The sequence below is a fragment of the Akkermansia massiliensis genome, from assembly GCF_023516715.1.
GTDB classification, from domain to species: domain Bacteria; phylum Verrucomicrobiota; class Verrucomicrobiia; order Verrucomicrobiales; family Akkermansiaceae; genus Akkermansia; species Akkermansia massiliensis.
Map to the genome: position 1 here is coordinate 756624 of NZ_JAMGSI010000002.1, position 17325 is coordinate 773948.

The 17325-nt window shown below is 57.3% G+C and carries 12 protein-coding genes; 5 read left to right on the forward strand and 7 right to left on the reverse strand.

Annotated elements, in window-relative coordinates; translation table 11 throughout:
• Positions 1–47: 47 nt before the first annotated feature.
• A complete protein-coding gene (queA, locus tag M8N44_RS10875) occupies positions 48–1037 on the forward strand; it encodes a tRNA preQ1(34) S-adenosylmethionine ribosyltransferase-isomerase QueA (protein ID WP_102727321.1) in 990 nt (329 codons plus the stop codon).
• Positions 1038–1086: 49 nt separating this feature from the next.
• Here the strand turns inward: queA and M8N44_RS10880 are convergent, their stop codons facing one another.
• From M8N44_RS10880 to M8N44_RS10890, 3 genes are all read right to left on the reverse strand, one after another.
• Positions 1087–1764 (reverse strand): hypothetical protein, encoded by a 678-nt coding sequence (locus tag M8N44_RS10880; RefSeq protein ID WP_102727948.1) that lies wholly within the window; start codon positions 1762–1764, stop codon positions 1087–1089.
• Positions 1765–2068: 304 nt separating this feature from the next.
• A complete protein-coding gene (locus M8N44_RS14070) occupies positions 2069–4855 on the reverse strand; it encodes an autotransporter family protein (protein WP_102727949.1) in 2787 nt (928 codons plus the stop codon).
• Positions 4819–6024, reverse strand: a complete 1206-nt coding sequence (locus M8N44_RS10890; protein ID WP_146021062.1) for a hypothetical protein — start codon at positions 6022–6024, stop codon at positions 4819–4821. Before M8N44_RS10890 ends, M8N44_RS14070 begins: the two co-directional genes overlap by 37 nt.
• 261 nt (positions 6025–6285) lie before the next feature.
• On the opposite strand from M8N44_RS10890, the gene M8N44_RS10895 reads away from it, so the two are divergent.
• Positions 6286–8028: a cation:proton antiporter gene (locus M8N44_RS10895; protein ID WP_022396351.1), complete on the forward strand. Its 1743-nt coding sequence runs from the start codon at positions 6286–6288 to the stop codon at positions 8026–8028.
• 12 nt (positions 8029–8040) lie between these two features.
• On the opposite strand, the gene M8N44_RS10900 is transcribed toward M8N44_RS10895, so the two are convergent.
• Positions 8041–8775, reverse strand: a complete 735-nt coding sequence (locus M8N44_RS10900; RefSeq protein ID WP_022396350.1) for a class I SAM-dependent methyltransferase — start codon at positions 8773–8775, stop codon at positions 8041–8043.
• Between the two features lie 42 nt (positions 8776–8817).
• Entirely contained in the window at positions 8818–10236 is a 1419-nt protein-coding gene (locus M8N44_RS10905) for a cation diffusion facilitator family transporter (RefSeq protein WP_022396349.1), read from the reverse strand.
• 560 nt (positions 10237–10796) lie between these two features.
• On the opposite strand from M8N44_RS10905, the gene M8N44_RS10910 reads away from it, so the two are divergent.
• The 3 genes from M8N44_RS10910 (at position 10797) to rho (ending at position 15235) form a co-directional block, all read left to right on the forward strand.
• Complete coding sequence (locus tag M8N44_RS10910; protein ID WP_102727951.1) at positions 10797–12014, forward strand: hypothetical protein; 1218 nt, start codon at positions 10797–10799, stop codon at positions 12012–12014.
• Between the two features lie 422 nt (positions 12015–12436).
• The gene (locus M8N44_RS10915) at positions 12437–13192 is read left to right on the forward strand and encodes a YebC/PmpR family DNA-binding transcriptional regulator (RefSeq protein ID WP_022396347.1); all 756 of its coding nucleotides are present in this window, start codon (positions 12437–12439) and stop codon (positions 13190–13192) included.
• Positions 13193–13243: 51 nt separating this feature from the next.
• Positions 13244–15235 carry a transcription termination factor Rho gene (rho, locus tag M8N44_RS10920; RefSeq protein WP_249853108.1) on the forward strand — a complete coding sequence of 664 codons (1992 nt, stop codon included), beginning with the start codon at positions 13244–13246 and terminating at the stop codon, positions 15233–15235.
• A gap of 80 nt (positions 15236–15315) precedes the next feature.
• Here the strand turns inward: rho and M8N44_RS10925 are convergent, their stop codons facing one another.
• The gene (locus M8N44_RS10925) at positions 15316–15999 is read right to left on the reverse strand and encodes a 7-carboxy-7-deazaguanine synthase QueE (protein WP_102721563.1); all 684 of its coding nucleotides are present in this window, start codon (positions 15997–15999) and stop codon (positions 15316–15318) included.
• A 131-nt stretch (positions 16000–16130) separates the two neighbouring features.
• Positions 16131–17180 (reverse strand): coiled-coil domain-containing protein, encoded by a 1050-nt coding sequence (locus M8N44_RS10930; protein WP_102727952.1) that lies wholly within the window; start codon positions 17178–17180, stop codon positions 16131–16133.
• Positions 17181–17325: the final 145 nt, after the last annotated feature.

A 17325-nucleotide genomic window follows, 5' to 3' on the forward strand; every position in this document is an offset into this window, starting at 1 on the left:
TGTTACCTATGGTTTAAAGGTATTGACCTTTCGGCGGATTCGTGGCAATGCACTTGGCCGTGCGCACCATTGATTTTGATTATCCGCTGCCGGAAGAGTTGATAGCGGACCGCCCCCTCCCGGACCGCGCCGCCTCCCGGATGATGGTCATCCACCGGGATACCGGCCTGATTGAGCACAGGCATTTTTGCGACCTGCCGGAATATGTGCGGGAAGGGGACCATTTCATCCTGAATGATACCAGGGTGGTTCCCGCAAGGTATTTTTCCAATGACGGCGCCATTGAAGTGGTGCGTGCAGAGGTGCTCAACCCCCTGCTGTGGAAGTGCATGGTGCGCCCCGGGCGCAAGATGAAGCTGGGGCGTACGGTCTCCATCGGTGATGCGGTGGGCACCGTGGAAGGCATTGACGGGGAAGGCTACCGCCTCATCCGGTTTGACCGGGAGGTGGATGAGGAAAAGTACGGCCGCCTGGCGCTTCCCCATTACATGAACCGGGAGAGCGACCCGTCCGACAAGGAGCGCTACCAGACTGTTTACGCCAGGCATGAAGGGGCGATTGCCGCTCCCACGGCCGGGCTGCATTTTACGCCGGAGCTGCTGGCGGCCGTTCCCCATGATTTTCTGACGCTGCACGTGGGCGTGGGAACGTTTCGTCCCGTGAAGGCGGACAGGATTGAAGACCACCAGATGCACACGGAACATTTTTTCCTGCCTGAAGCCACCGCGAGGGCGATTAATGAGGCCGGGAGGGTGATTGCCGTGGGCACCACCAGCGTTCGCGTGCTGGAGCATGTGGCTACCGCGGAAGGACTGCCGTTAAGGGAGTGCTCCGGGTCAACGAACATTTTTATTTATCCACCCTACAAGTACAAGGTGGTGGATGCCCTGATCACGAATTTCCACCTGCCCCAGAGCACGCTGCTCATGCTTGTCAGCGCCTTTGCCGGCAAGGAGCTGGTCATGAAAGCCTACCTGGAAGCCATCCGGGAACGGTACAGGTTTTTTTCCTACGGGGATTGCATGCTGATTCTGTAGGGTTCCGGCGGCCTTTCCTTCCCTCTGGCGGAAGAAGCGCAGGCTGCCTTCAACGCTTGCCGCACGGAAGTTGTTCCGGGCTGCGAGGGGATGAAGACGGAGCGCCGTCCGGGGAAGCGTCCGGGTGCTGCTCTTTTTTAAGCTCCAGCAGGGTTTTTCCGTGGTCCCTGATTTGCTGGAGGGCAGTCAGGAAGTGCAGCGTTTCCCCCAGCAGTATGTTCATGACGTTGGCATAGTGGCAGTCCGTGTTTTTCAGGCACAGCCGGGGAAAATAGGAGGCTTCCAGCTCCGGCGCATTCCATTTGTCCCGAATGATGCGGCTTCTGCGGGATGCCGGAGGCCAGCAGGGATGCTGCCGGTCCCTCAAATAAAGGAGGTAGCAGTCTTTTAACATGTCGAGCTGGGAGACAACACCGGCACGTGCAGGAGGAGTGATGGACGGCTGGACATCCTTTACTCCTTCAAGCGTCATGTTGATGGTTGTTTCCGCAAGGACGGTCCAGTAAAGAATAGGTTCCGCCACGGAACGGCTCCGCCTGCGGAACCGCAGGTAGAAATGATGGCTGAGTTCCAGGGCCGACAAGGCTTTTACGTAATGCACCAAAACCACCCGGCCATATTGCCGGAAAATGAAGTGTTCCAGCTTTTGCCGGAGGGGAGCGTCTTCCATTCCCGTTTCCTTCCTGAGAAGGGTCCACTGTTCCTCGAATGTTGAATTTTCAGCCATGAATTTGGGAAGAGGTTATTTTTAATAAATATAAATTATGTTACCATGAAATTCAAATAAAATAACAATCATTATCAATGTTTATCAAAATAATCCGGGGAAAAAGAGAGGAATTCCTGCGGATGGGGCGGTAACACGGTAACCGCCTGGCGCAAAGGCGTACGAGAAACACCTGCGTCCGGAAAAACAGCCTGGGAGGTGGTAAGCCCGTGCACGACGGCTTGAGATGTGGATGCCGCGGATAATGAAAACGCCATGCCCGGACATGCAGGCATGGCGCTTGTCAAATCAGGCCTGAGCCGGATCAGAAGTTGTAACGGTAGCCGAGGGCTCCGCCGATGGAGGTGTCTCCGGAGCGGAGATCCGCATTGCCGTCCACATAAACGGCGCCGTAGTCGGAGCAGGGAATGCTGAGGCCTGCGCCCAGCTGGACGCCGGTGCGGCCGAGCTTGGCTCCCCTGATGGTCTGGACAAGGCCCGGATTGGCCAGGTAGGCCACGTTGGCCTGTGCCTTGTCCTCCCCGAAGTCCTGAGAAACCAGAACGCGGAATTCTCCCGTGATATCACGCCCGGTCAGGTTGGAACCCAGAACGCCTTTCAGGCGCAGACCGGCGGCCACGCTTCCGGTGGTAATATCCATGTCATCCACGCGGAGTCCCGCTCCGCCTGCGCCGGCTTCATTGAAGCCGTCCACGGAGGAGTGCATGACGCTGACATTGGCGACCGGCTGAAGGATGGCCGTCCGGCGTTTGTTGAGAACCAGGTCATAAGTGAGCTCATACATGGCTCCGAAACTCATGCCGGTGGTGCTGAAGCTGGCCTGGTAGCTTCCCAGTTCATGGCGTACGCTGCGGGTAATATCCGCATCTGACCAGCCTCCGGAGAGAATGAGGGAGTGGCCCCATTTCCTGTGGCGGTAGTGGCCGAAGAGGCTCACGTAGTAGGTGTCCAGGTCGCCGGAGGCGGAATCAGCCCCGTCAGAGGAGTAATCCCCATAGTTGGCGGAGAAGGCCGCGCCCAAAGTGAAATTCTCCGAGCAGTTGACGTCCAGCCCGGCGGTGCCTCCCCAGGAGTTAAGGGTGAAACCGTTGCCTTCATTGGAACCGTCCAGGGAATCCCTGCCCCCGTTGGCTTCAATCCAGCCGTTCACCTGGGGAAGGTCTCCCTGAATGTAGTCGGGATTGAGGCCCATGGTTTCCGCGCGGTTGCGGATGAAGGTCATTTCCCTCCGCAGGCCGGACCTTTGCGCGGCCAGGATGCCGGGAATGGCCGTTCCGGCGGAGGCGCTCAGAAGGCGGTTGGCCCTCGCGTAATCTCCGTCGTTCCAGGCGTTGGAAACGGCGCGGTTCAGGGAGCTCAGCTCCGTTCCGTCCTTGATCTCCCCGCAGTTCCAGAGCAGGACGGCCCCGGCGGCGGAATTGGAGGTATCAGCCGTGGCGAGCAGGGCGTTGTCCGCCTTGCGGGTTCCTGTCAGCACGATTTGGCCGTCCCGGTTTTCCGCATGCAGCTCGGAATAATAGGTGCCCAGCGCGCCGTAAGCGTTGATATTGAGGTAGCTGCCCACCATGTTCCCTTCAAAGAGAACCAGTTCCAGCATCCTTTCCGGCGCGGCGACGTTGGATTCAATATTGAGGGTGGTCCCGTTGCGGTCTCCCTGAATGGTCAGCGTGGCTCCGTCTTCCGTGGAAATGAAGGGAGTATTGGTCTGCGCCAGCAGGGGATTAATCACGAGCGTGATGGTGGAACCGTTCATGAACTGGCTTGTTCCGTTAAGGAGAAGCGTGGTATTATGGGCGGCTCCGGCGGAGGCCATGGCGAGCGTAAGCGTCCCGGTGGCATCAACCGTCAGGGAATGGAGCAGAATGGGATTGGCTGAATCACGGATCAGGGCCACTTCCCCTTCCGTAATGTTGAGGTTCAGGGTGTCTGACCCCGCGCCGGTGTAGGTCCATGCCGCTTTCCCCGCCTTGTTGATTGTGCCGTTCCCCTGGAAGGAGCCGGAAAAAACGGAGGATTTTTCCGCATGGAGGGCGAGTTCCCCGTTGTTGAAGATCACGGAGCCTTTCCCCAGCAGGCCGCCCACCATGGAATTGCGTGTGGAGCCCAGGTCCAGCGCGGCGGCAGCGGATTCCGGACCCACGGCGACCGCCGCTCCGTCAAACCTGGCATTTCCGGACAGGGTGAAGGTTCCTTCCTGGACGGCCAGCAGGCCGGAGCCGGCAATAGTGATGTCCGTGTCCAGCTTGTTGCCGTTGCGGATGGCCAGCATGGAATCCGCGTTCAGCCGCAGGATGCCGGTGCCGGTGATGGAGGCGTTTTCCGTCAGGACATTGGCCGTTCCGCTCATCTCCAGGGTGGCGTCATTCAGTGTTAGAGCGCCTTCCTGCCCGGAGAAACGGGTGGTGGAGGACGCATGGAAGATGGAAATGCCGCCTCCGTTCAGCATCATGGCTCCGTAGGCGGAGGATTCGGAAGCGAGGATGATGGCTCCGCTGGTGGAATCCAGATGGAACCCCGCGTTTCCGGCGCTTCCCAGCGTCAGGGCGCCGGCTCCTTTCTTGCTGAGCGTGCCCGTGCCCTGGAGAGTTCCGTTCCACGTGAGGGGATTGGCCGTATCCAGGGTGATTTGGCCGCCCTGGGCGGCCAGAACACCGTCTCCCGTGATGGAATGAATGACAATGTTCCGGGTGGCTCCCGCGTTCAGGGTGGAAGCGGCGGAATCCAGGGCCAGCGTAGCTATTTCCATCCGGGCCTGGTTGGTGAAGGCCAGCGTTCCCTGGGTGATGTGCAGGGTACCGTTCCGGGTACCGTCAATGTAGATGGCGTCTCCAATGGTGTTGCTGCCGTCAAAGGCAAGCGACTTTCCTTCCGCCAGGGCGACGGTGCCGGAGCCTACCAGTTTGAGGCCGCTGGAAATGGTATTGTCCGTTCCGGTCAGAGTAAGGGTGGAATGGAGAAGATTGATGGAGCCCCGGGTGCCGGTCAGCTTTCCGACCTTGGCTGTGGCTTCCTCCCTGGCAAGCTGGGACACGCCGAAGGTTCCTCCGTTCATCTTCAGCTCCCCGATGGTGTTGGAAGCGCCGGAAAGCACCAGTCCCCCTGCTGTACGTCCAGAGCTCCGCTGGTGGAAAAGCCGCCGCCCAGCACCAGGTTTTTAGCCCCCGTCTTGATGAAATTGGCGTCATTGCCGATGACCTCTCCGGCGCAGATGGAGTCCATGGCGGTGTTGGAGAGATTGACGGTCAGCGCTTTCCCCGCAGTGATGGTGACGTTGTATTCCGCCTTGTCTCCTCTGAGGGAGGGCAGGACGATAGTAGCGCCTTCACCCGGATCAATGGTCATGTTCCGGTTGACGAGAACGGAAGTGAAGAAATTCAGGTCAATCTGGTCCGTGATGGAAGCGCCGTCCACGGACGCATAATAGGTGGGGTCATCCTTGAGCACCCAGCCCATCTCCGCAAGGAGGGCTTTTTCCTGGTCGCTGGGGTTTCTCCTCTGGATGCCCTCCCCGATGGAATATTGCATCAGGGCGTTCGGGTCGCTTGCAGCGTCCACGTGGGACATGCTGGAACCGGGAGCGAAAACAAAGGGATTGTAAACAGTGAGGCCTCCGGAACCAATCGTGTAGGAAACGCCGGTCTGGTAATTGAAGCCCGCATCTCCCGGATGGTTGCCCTGGGCATCCGTGATCAGGGAATCCCAGATCGTGTAGTATTCTCCGTATGTTCCTGTATCATTCAGCGAGTTGAAGCCGACGTTATGCCCGATTTCATGCAGAAGGACGCTGATGAAGTCTGTGGCGTTCTGGGGCGTGGTATTGCCTGTGCTGAAACCGTAGACGGGATTGAATTGGAGCCTGAAATCCATTTCCCCTTCCTCCATCACGACGTCTTCCCCTTCTTTCCAGATGACTTCCGTGGAAGTGGCCGCATTGTAGTTTTCCCCGTCGTATTCGACGTAATTGGAGAAAGAACCTGCCAGGACGCCTTCTTCAAGGGCCCCCCAGGAAATGGTCGCTTCAATCTTCCGGGAAGCGGTGTTGCGGAAGGTATCGTCCCAGATATTGAGGGTGGTGGTGACGGCGGCTATCTGGTCGTCACTCCAGTCACGGGTCCCCATCCAGTCCGCCGGACCGTCCCCGTTGCCGAGGAGCGTGATGTGGAAGTTCTTGGTAGTGATTTCATGGGTGGCTGCCCAGCCCATGGGGGCCAGGGTAGAGAGGCCCGTCAGACAGGATAGGATAGATAGGGTGAGTTTCATCAACACGCTTTATAGGAATCCCGTATGCGTAAAGTCAATTAGAAACGATTGAAAATACAATAAAAACGGAGTTTTTAATAAAAATAAAAATATGATAGAATCCTGCCAGGCCCCGTTTTTCCTGCCGCAGATTCCCCCCGGCAAGAAAAATGCGACTGCATTCCAGTGCGGCGCAATGCGTTCTTGTGAGGGGAAATCAAACGCGATAGCGTAGGAACGACCTGGTGGTCAAAGATACCCTCTTAGACTTGTCACGCGCGTATGGATCACGATTTCAGCCTCATCTTCACTTTTGTCGGCGGATTGACCGCCGCTCTCCTTTTCGGCCTTATTGCCAGAAAACTGCATTTGTCTCCGCTGGTCGGGTACCTGCTGGCCGGGGTAGTGGTAGGGCCGTATTCGCCGGGATTTGTGGCGGATTCCCACACGGTGGAGCAGTTCGCGGAGCTGGGCGTTATTCTGCTGATGTTCGGCGTGGGGCTCCATTTTCATTTGAAGGATTTGATTGCCGTGCAGAGGGTCGCGGTGCCGGGAGCCGTGGTGCAGATATCCGTGGCTACGGTGCTGGGGGTACTGGTGGGCTGGATGTTCGGATGGTCCACGATTTCCGGGCTGGTGTTCGGCATGGCGATCTCCGTGGCGAGCACCGTAGTGCTTACACGAGTCCTGGAAGACAACCAGAACCTCCATACGCCGAGCGGCCATGTGGCCCTGGGGTGGCTGGTGGTGGAGGACCTGTTCACCATTCTGCTGCTGGTGCTCATCCCCGCCGTGATGGAGGCGCGCCAGAGCGGTGCCGGGGACTGGAGCGGCATTCTCTACGAACTGGGCTGGATGTTCGTCAAGCTGTCCCTGCTGGTGGCCCTGACGCTGTTTGCCGGAAAAAAAATCATTCCGCTGGTGCTGCGCTACGTGGCGCGGACGGGAGCGCGGGACCTGTTTACGCTGGCGGTGCTGGTCATTGCTCTGGGCGTAGCGGTGTGCTCCGCGAAATTCTTCGGCGCTTCCATGGTGCTGGGAGCGTTCCTGGCGGGGATGGTTGTGGGGCAGTCGGACTTTTGCGCTCGCGCGGCGGCGGAGGCCATGCTGATGCGGGATGCCTTTGCCGTGCTCTTCTTTGTTTCCGTGGGGATGATGTTTGACCCGATGTCCGTGGGGGATTGCTGGCCGCTGGCCCTGGCGACGCTGGGGGTGGTAATGATCGGCAAGCCGCTGGCGGCCTATGCGGTGGTGCGGTGCCTGCGGCGTCCGCTGCCGCTGGCGCTGAGCGTATCCGTAGCCCTGGCGCAGGTGGGTGAATTCTCCTTCATCCTAGCCGGGATGGGGCTCATGTACAACATTCTGCCGCCGGACGCCAACCAGGCCATCATTCTGGCGGCCGTCGTCTCCATTTCCCTGAATCCCATCCTGTACCGCCAGATTGGCCCTGTGGTCAAGTGGCTGCAAAAGCGCGGCATCGGCCTTACGGATCTGGGCGGAGTGAACAGCCTGGCGCTCCCGTCGCCGGACGCGCGGCGCGTGGTGCTGGTGGGGTTTGGCCCTACGGGGCGCATTCTTAAAAGAATATTGAATGACAACGGGGTGGAAGTCATCATCGTGGAGATGAACATAGACACGGTCACCGCCATACGTGAACAGGGCGGAGACATCGTTTACGGGGATGCCAGCCAGCGTGAAATCCTGCGCCATGCGGGCATTGAATATGCGGAAAGCCTGATTCTCTCCGCCTCCATTCCGGATGCCAAGGAAATCGTGGGGGTGGCTCTGGAGCTCAACCCCCACATTGACGTGATGATCCACACCAAGTACATGAGGGACGTGGACGTGCTTAAGGAAGCCGGCGCCTCCCAGGTCTTCTCCTCGGAATCGGAAGTGGCTCTGTCCATGGCGGAATACTTCCTGCGGGAAGGCGGCGCGGACGACGAACAGATCGTTTCCGAACGCCAGCGCATCCGTGCGGAACTGGACAGGGAAGTGCCCGGAGCTTCCGCCGCGGGGCACTGATGACCGGGGGCGCTACTTCTTGCGGGCGGAGATAATCAGCATCATGGGGCGGCGCAGCTCTTCCTGCATGCCGGGGACGGAATCCAGAAGTTCACGGGACGGCTTCGGTTCCTCCATGGCGGTAACCTCAAATCCGCCGGCGGCCAGAGCGCCGAGATAGGAAGTAAGCGTCCTGTGATACTTGGTCACTTCCTCCCCCAGGAAAACGGCCTGCCGCGGTCCTTCCATGAAATAGCCGTCCACGGGCCAGTGCATGATCTGGCCGGATTCATCGTAATGCCAGTCCTGCGTTCCCTGGGCGGTGAAAACGGGATGCTCCACGGAGAAAATAAAGGCGCCTTCCGGCTTGAGCCAGCGGGAGACATTCCGGCAGACTGCCTGGAAATCCGGCGTGTAATGGAAGGCCAGGGAGCTGAGGACAATGTCGAAGGAAGCCTCGGGAAGCAGGATATCCTCCATGGGCATGCAGCGGTACTCGATAATGCCTTCGTTTCCCATGGACCTGGCTTTGGCGATCATCTTTGCGGAAATGTCCACGCCCAGCACGGAGGCCGCCCCGTGCTCTGCCGCATACCGGCAGTGCCAGCCGAATCCGCATCCCAGGTCCAGAACGTGCTTGTCATGGAAATCCGGCAGCAGCCGTTCCAGTGTTTTCCATTCTCCGGCCCCTTCCAGCCCCTTTACGGAACGGTCCATTTGACTGTATTTCTGAAAAAAGACGTTATCGTCGTACTTGTTTTGTTTCATGATGGGGAGGAAATGAACGTTGCGTGGAAATAAAATGCTGTTTTATTTGGCCGGTTTCAGAATGACGGTAACGCGGCCCAGGTGGTGCAGGGCATTTTCTATCTGGTCTTCCAGTTGGGAGGCGATCTGGTGGCATTCCCGGATGGTCAGGGATGCATCCGCGGAGCATACGCAAGTCAGGGTGGGGAAATTGTCCTCCCGTGCCAGGTCCAGCTTGAGAACCTTGCAGATATTCCTGTGCTGCTGGAGGATAAGGTTCACCTTCAGGCGGACTTCCTCCGGCGGAACGTGCTCCGGAATGGCGTTCGCCTTCATATCGCGGCAGTCCGGCTCAATGCGGCAGATCACCTTCTCCGGCTTGAGCGCATGCTGGACGGAATCCCGGAACGCCTTCACCACATGGTAGCCGCGCTCCAGAGGCCAGTCCGCGGGAATCTCCACATCCATGAAATAACAGGGAGCATGTTTGCCGCTGCCTGCATAGAACCCGTGGATGCGGACATGGTGGCGCAGGGCCAGCCGGTGGACGACCGTGTCCGGCTCCATGTTGGAAAAATTCTCACGGGCCGGTTCGATATGGACGATCACGTCCGCTTCCGGCAGCTCGTACTTGACAATGCCTTCGATGGACTCCGCCACATCATGGGCGTCGTCCACGTGCAACTCCGCGGGCGCTTCCACGTCCAGCTCCACAAAAATGCGGGCGCCGCCGTCGCGCAGACGGATGCGCTTGACCGGGTAATCCGGGGCGTTCTTCTTCATGGCGGTTAGAACCTGCTGCGTCAGGGCGGAAGAACCGCCGTCCATCAGGGCGTGAATGGAACGTTTGGCAAGGCCGAAGGCCACGGAACAAACCAGGGCCGCCACAAACAGGGCTGCGATGGCGTCCGCCTTCTCCAGCAAGCCGTGCCAGACGGAATCTGCGGGAACCAGGTGCGCCAGCCATACGCAGAAAAGGCCCAGCAGCACGACGGCGGAAGACCAGATATCCGTGGTAAAATGAAGGGCGTCCGCTTCCAGCGCCTGGCTCTTGTGCTTCTTGGCCACCCGGCGGAGCATGGCGGAGCGGTTCACGTCCACCAGCAGGGAAACGGCCACCACGGCGAAGGCCCACCAGGTGAGGGTGATCTCCGCCTCATTGTAAAACAGCCGGTCCACAGCCTCCCATACAATCCATGCGCAGGTAATCAGGAGCAGGGCAGTTTCCGCAAGCGCGGAAAGATTCTCCACCTTCTCATGCCCGTAGGGGTGGCTCTCGTCGGCAGGACGGGCGGCCACCTTCACGGCGTAAAAAGTCATGGCCGCAGCCATCAGGTCCAGGCCGCTGTGCAGGGCCTCGGAAATGATGCCCAAGCTGCCCGTCACGATACCGGCCCAGAGCTTGATGCCCGTCAAAAAGGCGGACCACAGGACGGAGGAAAAGGCCGCATGTGATTTTTCTTGGTGCGCTGCTTGTTCCATAAGACAGAGAAAAGGAAGAGGAGCATATCTAAGCCCGCCTCCCTTTCTTAGTCAATGATAACACAGACGGCGTTGAACTTCGGTCCCGTTCCATGACGGAATAGAGGTTTTCCCGGGAAAATGCGGGACAGAATATCGCGGATACTTTTAATGTTTATTATTATCTTGAATATTTTTTGAATGGATTTCTAATCAAGCCGGAACATGCCGGGCGTGTGGCGGAATCCTTTTTTCCCGTGTAAAAATGATTACGGGGGTTCTTTCAACAAGTGGAAATGCCATCCTGTCCTCCCTCTGATGGACTGTGTCAGGAAAAGGCGGAGAAGGGGCCGGCAAAAGTGGTTATGCTCCACGTCCGGATGGTCGTGACATTTTCCGAAAATGGTTCTAAAAGATCAAATAAAGAGGGTTCGGTTTATTGAAATAATTGATATATCCTTCACATCATATTAGGATACATCATTCAGGGTAATGATATGGATCATGTTATGAGGTGTTCTTTATACATTTTTTTAATAGCAGTTTCAGGCGGGATAACTTTTTCGGAAGGGGCGAGGCGAATGATTGACCCGGTTGGGCATCCTGTGATGGATTTATGGGAGCCCCTCAACCCCGGCTATTCCGACCGGAAGTATCCTCCCGTCAATGGAAGATGGATTGAACAAAAGTTGATCGAATTCAATGATCATCAATATCTGCAATGGAAACTGATTCTTAATTGTGAAGAATGGATCGACGCGCCCCGCGGAACAAACCGGAAGCAGGGAGGGGTTTTGAATCTCCTGTCCGGATTCTACCCCAAAAAGGATTATGATGAAACGAACGACCGGGAATGGACGGACATTCAGGAATATGCGTTGTGCATTTACACCTATTTCACCGCGGATGGGAAAATCTGTGACCTTGACGATCAGGGCTATCACATGCGTGTGGTGGAAGAGAATAGGGGACGCAGGTGCGTCACTTTTTATGGTGTACGGGGAGAAGATGCCCTTTGTGCAAATGGTTATCACCGGGGAGAGGTTATTTGCCAGGAAGGGGCAGGGATTCTCAATGGTCCTTTCATTTTCAGGGAATCCTTTTTTGGAAAAGGAGATGATTCAAGAAATGTCGTAAGCCAGGAGCCTGTGGATGTGGAACGTCCGGCTATTTTTCCGAAAGGACGAATGATCCGTTACCATCAGTACAAGGCAACGCCTGCCGTGGAGGCGGGCGTTGCCTGCCTGGAAGTTCATCAAGGATGGGAAGCGGAATTGACGGCTTCCACAAGAAAAACCTTTTATTTAAAAGAAAGATTTGGTGATTGGAACGATATCGATCAATTGCGGTTACTTCTTCCTGAAGATTTGCTTCAAGCAAAGTATTATCTGGACCCTTATGATGTAGCTGAAGCGGAATATACGGACAAGTTTGGCCGGTTGACTCGTGGCCTCCAGGGGTGGGCCCGGCGTTGTGCAGACCATTATGAACCTGGGAGTGATTTGGGAGGAGGCCGCGCCGTGAAGGAAATCCGCTATTACGACGAAAACGGAGAGTTAAGTTCCGATCATTTAATGAAGTGTGCTATTATCCGTTTTTCCTATCCGGAACATGGATTCCAGCAAATCAGCTATTTTGATGAGCATGGCAGGGAATTGAAGCATTTTCAAAAAGCAAGGGAAGGGCCTTTGGAAAAGGAAGAGCCATATAGTTACTATTCCATGTTAAACGAAGATGTTACCTGCTATGAGCCCGACAACCGGGATGAAGGGGAAATAATAGAGCGTGAGGCGGACTAGCGGAGAGAGGATAAAGCGGCCGTCCATCTTTTCCTGGAGATGCTCGCGCTTTCATCAAATTAAATAAGACGGGCAGTCTTTCCGTAGAATGATTACTCCAGACTGTGGGAGGAATTGTTTATCCGGTTCCCTGGGGTTTGCTTCCATGCTTCCGTGACCTAAAAAAGTATTGCCAATGCTGGGGAATACGTTATTTTGCGTGTGTTGAGAGTGACTGCCAAGCGGTAGCCGGAGCCCCTTAAGGGAGTGCGGCGTGTTCCCCGGCAGAGTATCCGGTCCCTGTAACCTATTTACGGATGGCCGCACCCTGATTCCCTTCCTGCGTGGTATTTGCGAAAGACAATGTGTTCGCCCGGGTTGAAGAACAGTTCCACTTGTTAGTTTGTCTCTTTTCACATACACTTACTATTATTCCCAATTCTATGTCAGGACATAATAAATGGTCTAAGATCAAGTACGTTAAGGCTAAGGAAGATGCCAAGAAGGGCAAGGTGTTTGCCCGCTTTGCCCATGAAATCATGCTGGCCGCCAAGAGCGGCGGCGGAGATCCTGATCTGAACCCTCGCCTGAGGGCCGCCATTGACGGGGCCAAGGCCGTGTCCACCCCCAAGGAGAATATTGAACGCGCCATCAAGAAAGGCACCGGGGAACTGGGCGGCGCCACCATCCAGGAGATTACTTATGAAGGCTACGGCCCGGCGGGCACGGCTTTCCTGATTGAAGTGGCGACGGACAACACGAACCGTTCCGCTTCCGAGCTGCGCACTCTGTTTACCAAGAACGGGGGCAGCATCGGCACTCCCGGTTCCGTGGCCTACCAGTTTGAACGCAAGGGAGAAGCCCGCATCATGGCGGAAGGCCTTACGGAGGATTCCGCGATGGACCTGGCGCTGGAATGCGGCGCGGACGATGTGGAGCAGGGTGATTCCGACAATGAATGGGTGTTTGTTACGGACCCGACGGAATTGAACAATGTGTGCGCCGCCCTGCGCGAGGCCGGGCATACGGTGATTTCCATGAAGCTGATTTCCGTGGCGCAGAACGTTTCCGTGATTAACGATCTGGAGACGGCGAAGGCCGCCCTGCGCTTGTATGAAGCGCTGGACGATTACGATGACGCGCTGAACGTCTTCTCCAATTTCGACGTGGCGGAAGAAATCCTCGAACAGCTTGACTAACGCCGTTGTCTTTCAGGAGACGCCTGTTGTTGCAGTCCAATTTTCTTTTCCATGTCTGATACCCCCCCAGATTTGACTCCGGAACAGGTTTCTCCGGAGCCATCGCCCAAAAAACGTATTGTCCGCAGAGCCAAGTCTGCGGCGGAAGCTCCGGCAGAGTCCCACGCCGCTGCGGAAGTTTCCGGGACGGAACAGGGTTCTTCCCCGGCCCCCCGCAAGCGGACGGCAAGGAAGAAGGTTCCGGAATTGGCGGGTGAAGGGATGGAGAGCACGGATGCGCCGCAGAAGAAGAGCGCCCGCAAAAGCAGCGCTGAAATTCCGGCGGCGGAAGGGACGGAGGAAGCTCCTGCCAAGCCCCGGCGCGGACGTCCCCGCAAGAAGCCCGTGGAGGAAGTTCCGGAAACTGCCGGTTCCCCTGATGTTCCCGTAACGGAAGCTCCCGTCAAGCCGGTGCGCAGGCGTTCCGCCAAGACCATTGCGCCTGAAGACGATGCCGCAGAGGGCGCCAAAACGGACGCTGCCGTTTCCATGGCGCCTGCCGAACCGGCCGCCAGTCCTGCGGATTCTGCTCCGGAACAGTCCGAAGGAGGCAGGCCGAAGGTGATCCGCCAGAGGTTTGTGAGAAAACCGCGGGTACAGGAGACAGGGCCGGATGCGGATTCTGCCGCTCCGTCCATCAAGGTGGTACAGGAAGGCGCTACGGATTTCTCCGGAGATGCCGCGCGGGAATCCCATCGGACGAATGAACCGCAAAGGCAGCGTTTTGAGAGACAGAACCGCCGCAATAACAACGACCGTTTCAATAAGAACCGGAACAACCGGCAGGACGGCCGCAATGGCAGGAACGGCAATGACCGGGTTAAAAACCGCTGGAACAATAATCACCAGGAGGGGAATGCTCCCCAGAATAATGCTCCCCGTGAGCTGGCGCCTCCGGAACCGGTGGACGGCCTGCTGGAAATCACGAATAAGGGATTCGGCTTTTTAAGGAAGCCGGATAATGATTTTGACGCTTTTGCGGAAGCCGTGTACGTTCCGCAGGACATGATCCGCAAGTTCGGCCTGCGTCCCGCCGTTTGGGTGCATGGACAAGCCTGCCGCCATGACCGCGGCATTCTTCTGACGGAGATATCCGCCGTCAACGGAGATGCTCCGGAGAAGGCCCGCAAGAGCCCGCATTTTGAAGAGCTCAAGGCGGTCAATCCGAATAAGCGCATTTCCTTTGAAACCCGTCCGGAGCGCTATACCACGCGCACGCTGGACCTGATTGCGCCTATCGGGCGCGGCCAGCGTGGCCTGATCGTTTCTCCGCCCCGCGCGGGGAAGACGACGCTGCTGCAGCACATGGCGGAAGCCATTCTGGAGAATTACAAGGATTCCATCCACCTGATGGTGCTGCTGGTGGACGAGCGCCCGGAAGAAGTGACGGAGTTCAAGCGTTCCCTTCCCGGAGCCGAGGTATACGCTTCTTCCAATGACGGCAGGGTGCGTGACCACTGCCGCATGGCGGAGCTTTGCATTGAGCGCGCCAAGCGGCTTGTGGAAGCCGGCCAGCATGTCTTCCTGCTGATGGATTCCATCACGCGCCTTGCCCGTGCCTATAATAACGCGGACAAGGGAAGCGGCCGCACCATGTCCGGCGGCATTGATGCCCGTGCACTGGAAATGCCCCGCCGTCTTTTTGCCGCCGCCCGCAATACGCGCCAGGCCGGTTCCCTGACCATCATCGCCACTGCACTCGTGGAAACCAACAGCCGTATGGATGACCTGATTTTCCAGGAGTTCAAGGGTACGGGCAACATGGAGCTTGTCCTGAACCGCCGCATTGCGGAGCAGTATATCTTCCCGGCCGTGGATATCCTGAAATCGGGAACGCGCCGGGAAGAACTCATCATGCCGGAAGCGTGGCTGTACAAGATGAACCTGATCCGCCGCGCGCTGGCGGGGCACAAGCCTGTAGAGGCCATGGAACGCTTCCTGTTTTTCCTGAACAAGTACCCAAGCAACGCCCAGATGCTGCTGGACCTGAAGCAGAAGGCATAAGCTGCCGGAATGATGGGGCGAAGAGCTCCACGCAGGATGCCTGCCAGGGAATATTTTCCTTTGACTATACAAGGGCGTTTTCAAACGCCCTTTTTGCTGTCCCAAATGGCGATGTGCAGACGGTCTGAAAAGCGGAGGCCATAACGGAGGCACCATTCCACCGTCTGCGCGCGCATGGCGTCCAGCTCTGCCCGTGTGGAGGCCAGTGGCATGAGCAGGATGCGTTCTGCGGGAATGTCTGCCCCGGAAGCCTGCCGCAGGGCGGTTTTTACATCTTCCTCGCACGCCACTACGAATTTGAACCACGCTTTTTCCGTGAAAGCCAGACGGCGCAGGATGTCCGGTTTCCATGTTCTGGCGGTTTCATTGCCGGAGTGGGGGAGTTTGGGAGACACGTTGAATTGCGTGATGCGTTCCAGCAGTTCCGCATCCGGCATAATGGTGCCGTTGGTTTCCAGCTCCACGGCATGGTCCGGCAGCAGGCGCAGCAGGGCGGGAAGGGCTTTTTGCTGAATGAGCGGTTCTCCCCCGGTCAGTACCAGGCGGCGGCATGGATAACGGAGCGCCAGTTCCGCCGCCTTTTCAGGCGTGAGCCGCACTCCGGGAACTGTCCCGTTCCAGGAGTACGCCGTGTCACACCAGGAACAGGCCAGGTTGCAGCCTGCCAGGCGCAGAAAGACGCAGGGAGTCCCCTGGGAGACGCCTTCCCCCTGGATGGAATGGAAAATTTCCGGTTGTCCGTGAAGCTGGGCCAGTGTGAGCATGATCAGGCAGGCCTGAGACTACCATATCCCTGCCGCCCGTCAACGCCTCCCTGCGGAGGGCGCCGGAAGAGCGGCAAACGGGACGCAGGAGCTTTTCTTCATTCCGTGCCCTCAAGTTTTCAGGAACACGCTCAGCCGTTGCTGCGGCGGAAGGCCCCCACCGTGAACAGGAGGAGGATGAATCCCACAACGGAGGCAGCGCCCGTGAACAGCTTCTGGAAGGAGGCATGGTCTTTTTCCTCCTTCTCCAGCTTTTTCACTTCTTCTCTGGAAGACTTGCGCATTTCAGCTCGGGCCTCGTCATAGGTCCGGGACGCCTGTTCCTCTTCTTTCCGGGCTTGTTCCAGAGCGTTCCGGACGGCTTTGGACTGCTCCCTGTATCCGGCTGTAGCCAGCAAATCGTCATCTCCCGGGTCCGGGGCGGCGGTTTCTTCCCGGTCATCGTCGGTTAAGGCCTTGTTTTTTTGTTCGGTGAGTTTTTCCTCCGCTTTCTGCATCAGTAGCTGCTGCTTGCCGGTTTTTTCTTCCAGGGCTTCCAGGGCGGCGTCCAGAGCCTGCATTTTTTTCTTTGTGGCGGAGGTTTTCAGGCGAATGAAGGCTATTTGCGATTGAAGTTCCGAGATGTTCTCCTTCTGGGGAGCGGCTCCTGAAAATTTCTTTTTGGCTTTGGCATCCTCCCGGTTCTTGGCCAGTTCCCGTTCGGCCTGCCCCAGTTCCGCCTGAATACTTCTCTGCTTGTCGGCCAACTTCGCAAGCAGGGTTTTCATTCCCTCCCTCTTTTGAAGCAGTTCTTCCCTGGCGGACTTGGAGTTTTCCCTCTGCCTGCTCATGCGGCGGCGCAACTGGTCAATCCTCTGGTCGTGTTCCTTCACTTCCTCCTGCTGGTCCGCCATGCTTTTTTGGTAGGCGGCAACCTGGGCTTCCTGCTGCTGCTGTCTTTTCTGCTCAAGATAGGTTTCCTGGAATTTTTCCATGGCCTCTTCCGCCGTCCGGGTGGCGTCCTGGGCTTCATCCAGTTTCTTCCGGGTCTGGCTGACGGTTTTCTCCAATACTACGGCCTCCTGTTCCATGGCTGTTTTCCGGGCGGCCAGTTCCTTTCCTTCCGGGGAGATATGGTGTTGATAGTACCAGACGGAGAATCCGGCGGTTAAAATGGTCAGGAGAAGCAGTACATAGCGCATGAGAGTGTTCCAACGATTCGGGTAAAAGTACAAAAAGGAGTGTGCCTTGTCAACATGGCAGAAATAAAGGCAACCCGCCTCCCTCCGGGAATGGAGAGGAAGCGGGCTGCCTGGAAGGCGGGTTCCGGCAGAGTCCGGAAATGAG